The organism is Streptomyces sp. NPDC127197 (assembly GCF_042672405.1).
Classification (GTDB): domain Bacteria; phylum Actinomycetota; class Actinomycetes; order Streptomycetales; family Streptomycetaceae; genus Streptomyces; species Streptomyces flavusporus.
Genome location: NZ_JBHXVG010000112.1, coordinates 1 through 3,690, shown reverse-complemented (window position 1 = coordinate 3,690; position 3,690 = coordinate 1). Strand labels below are relative to the sequence as shown.

At 69.8% G+C, this 3,690-nt stretch carries 2 protein-coding genes; both read right to left on the bottom strand.

Annotated elements, in window-relative coordinates:
* On the bottom strand, positions 1-1,700 hold a 1,700-nt coding region (locus ACFVJQ_RS45630; RefSeq protein ID WP_385791870.1), incomplete at its 3' end, for a type I polyketide synthase.
* Between the two features lie 205 nt (positions 1,701-1,905).
* A complete protein-coding gene (locus ACFVJQ_RS45625) occupies positions 1,906-3,408 on the bottom strand; it encodes an FAD-binding protein (protein ID WP_385791868.1) in 1,503 nt (500 codons plus the stop codon).
* Between the last annotated feature and the right edge of the window lie 282 nt (positions 3,409-3,690).

Below are 3,690 nucleotides of genomic sequence, written 5' to 3'. Positions count from 1 at the left end.
AGGGCTGCGGCGAACACCGGGAAGGCGGCGTAGAGTTCGCGGCCCATCCCGGCCCGCTGGCTGCCCTGCCCGGAGAACAGGAACGCCAACCGGCCGGCCGCCGGCGCCCCGGCCCCGCGGCTCCGTACGACCCGGGACGCGGGCTCTCCCGTGGCCAGTGCCGTGAGGCCGTTCAGCAGGCTTTCCCGGTCGGTGCCGAGGACCACCGCCCGGTTCTCGTGAGCGTCCCGTGACGTCACCAGGGACAGCGCCACGGCGTCCGGGTCCAGCTCGGGCCGGTCCGCGATGAACGACCGCAGCCGCTCGGCCTGCGCCCGCAGGGCGTCCTCTCCCCGGCCGGAGACCAGCAACGGGACCAGACCGGCCCGCTGTTCCGTACCGCCACCCGACGTGGGCTCGGCCACCGGCACCCCTTGCAGGACCATGTGGCAGTTGGTGCCGCCCATGCCGAACGAGCTGACGCCCGCGAGCGCCGGCCCGGCATCCGGCCAGTCCGTCAGCGACTGCTGCACGCGCAGATTGAGTTCGGCCAGCGGAATCCGCGGGTTGGGTGTCTCGTAGTAGAGGCTGGCCGGAATCTTGCGCATATGGAGGGACAGGACGGTCTTGAGGAGACCGACGATTCCGGCGGCACCCTCCAGGTGTCCCACGTTCGTCTTGGCCGAGCCGACCGTCAGCGGCAGCCGGCGGCCCGCGGCCGTGCCCAGGACGCCGCCCAGGGCGGACGCCTCGATGGGGTCACCGAGGGCGGTGCCCGTGCCGTGCAGTTCCACGTACTGGACATCCGCCGGGTCGACGCCCGCCCGCTCGTACGCCAGCCGCAGCACGTCGCTCTGCGCCGCCGCACTCGGCACGGTGAGCCCGTCCGTCGCGCCGTCGTTGTTGACCGCGCCGCCGCGGATCACGCAGTACACGGCGTCGCCGTCGGCCAGCGCCTTCGCCAGGGGCTTGAGGAGCACGGCCCCGCCGCCCTCACCGCGGACATACCCGTTGGCCCGGGCGTCGAAGGTGTAGCAGCGGCCGTCCGGCGACAGCCCGCCGAACCGGTCCGCGGCGAGGGCGCTCTCCGGAACGATGTTGAGGTTCACGCCCGACGCCACGGCGAGGTCGCAGCCGCCCGAGCGCAGGCTCTCCCATGCCTGGTGCACGGCGACCAGGCCGGAGGACTGCGCGGTGTCCACCGTGAGACTGGGACCGCGCAGCCCGAGGGTGTACGACACCCGGTTCGCGATGATGGCGCGCTGTGTCCCGGTCAGCGAGTGCTGGGTGACGGCCGACAGCCCCTGGCGGTTCAGCAGCACCGCGTAGTCGTTCGCGATCGCACCGACAAAGACGCCGGTACGGCTGCCCCGCACCTGTCGCAGGGGGATGCCGGCGTCCTCGAAAGCCTCCCAGGCGAGTTCCAGCATGAGCCGCTGCTGGGGGTCCATCATCGAGGCTTCACGCGGTGAAATGCCGAAGAATCCGGGATCGAACGCGTCCACTCGGTCGAGAAAGGCCCCGTGCCGGGCGGCGGGGGGGAGTTCCTCGGCATTCCAGCGGTCTTCCGGAACTTCCCCGATCGCATGCCGTGCGTCTCGGAGCAGCTCCCAGAAAGCACTCTTGTCGGGGGCCTTCGGGAGCCGGCACGAGAGCCCCACAATGGCGATTGCGTCGTCCGGTATCCCGACCTCGGTGAAGCCGTCGCGGAATTGAGACATGCGACCGTGATCCCCCAGTGAGTGAAATGCGTGAGAAACGCCCCTTGCGGCACACGCAAAGGCAGTTTCCGACTGTAATCAAATGATCGTTGGCCCCTACACCCCTATCGATCCCCTAGTGACCGCTGAACCCGCGCGGCGGCAGGGGCGGACATGCCGAGGGGTACGGGTCCCCGCGCGGGAACCCGTACCCCTCGACGTCGCCTCAGGCCGGCGGAGCCTGCACGGACAGCGCGTGCCAGAACACGTTCAGCGGGTCCCAGCGCGCCTTGACCGCCTGGAGCCGCGGGTAGGCGTCCTTGTAGTACAGCTCGGACCACGGCACCCCAGAGGTGTTCCACTCCCCGTCCGCCAGGTCGACATCCGGGTAGTTGACGTAGGCGCCGTCGGCGGCACCGCCGGGTACCGGTACGCCGCCGGTGTCCGCGTACACGTCCCGGTACAGCTCGCGAATCCACCGTGTGTGGACCGGGTCCTGTGCGGGGTCCTCCCAGGTCGTGACGTACACGATCTTGAGGACGGAGTCCCGCTGCGCCACCGCGGTCCGGTCCGCGGGGACGGCGTTGACCTTGCCGCCGTAGGCGATGAGCGCGACGACCCCGGCCGGGTTGTCGTAGTCGGTGCCGGTCAGACGGGCGTACAGGGTGCTGATCTGCCGGTCGTCGAAGCTGCGGCGCGCGTACGCCGCCTTGATCTTGGCCCGCCCGGTCATGTCGCCGTCCCCGGCGATCCCGGGCCAGCGGGTGGAGTGCAGCCACGGCAGCCGCCGGGTGTCGCTGTGCGGCTGCACGCCCACCCCCTCGGAGACGGCTGTGAGGTACGTCTGCAGCCGCTTCTCCGCGTCCGGGCCGGTCGCGTCGAGTTGCGTGGTCATCGCGAGGGCACCGGACTGGCTGCGGGTCAGGGCCAGCACGCTGTAGAGGTCGCACCAGGGGGAGTCGGGGCCGCTGTTCTGTTCGAACCACCTGCCGTGGTTCCGGACGAGCCGCGCGAAGGCGGCCTCGTCCAACCCCCCCCATGGCCACACCGTGGTGTTGAGGAGCACCTCGGACGGCGGCTGCGGCAGCAGCCGACCGGGCTCCGGCGGTGCGTCCGCGTCGGCGGTCCGCAGCCAGTACCTGACGACCACGCCGAAGTTCCCGCCGCCGCCCCCGGTGTGAGCCCACCACAGATCATGGTTCGGATCGTCCGCCTCGCGCGTTGCGATCACGGTCCGCGCGGCGCCCGACGCGTCGACCACGACGACCTCGACCGCATGCAGGTAGTCGACTATGGAACCGTGCATCCGGGACAGCGGGCCGTAGCCCCCGCCGAGGATGTGCCCGCCCGCACCCACATCGGGGCAGGCCCCGCCGGGCAGCGTCACCCCCCACACCCGGAACAGCGTCTTGTAGACCGCTCCCAGGGTGGCGCCGGCCTCAATGACGAACGCGCCGCGCTGTTTGTCGAATCCGACAGCCGACAACTGTGACATATCTATCACGACGCGGACATCCGGATGGGCCACGAAATCCTCGTAACAGTGCCCTCCGCTGCGCACGGCGACCCGCTTGCCCGACCGGACGGCTTGGGAAAGAACCTGCTTGATTTCAGCGGCGGATCCGACCAGGTGTATCTCGTCCGGATCGCCGACGAAGCGGAGGTTCTCGCCCCGCCGTAAGTCCTCGTACCTGATATCGCCGCGAGTCACGGTATTGATGCGCTTCATGCTGGTTCGTCCTTCCTTTCGACACGGAATTCACGCTGTACTGTTGCGGTCGGATCCTAATTCACCTGCCGCACAAAGGTTTGGAGCGCTCCGGAAGAGAGGGCCGGTATGCCCCGCATGATCGGCGGCCCGGTGCCGGCGGGAGTTCGCCAGGGGACGCCCCTGCGCCCGTGCGGCACTGTCAGAGCTAGCTTGATCTTTAACCTGTGCGGCGGGGTCGTGGGGTCGTTGACTTCTTCGTTCGCTGTTTCGCGGTGCCTGGTTTGCGGACGGTGTGCACGT

Excerpts from the sequence above, each read along its gene's own strand:
- ACFVJQ_RS45625 (WP_385791868.1), bottom strand. The coding sequence starts at position 3,408 with ATGAAGCGCATCAATACCGTGACTCGCGGCGATATCAGGTACGAGGAC.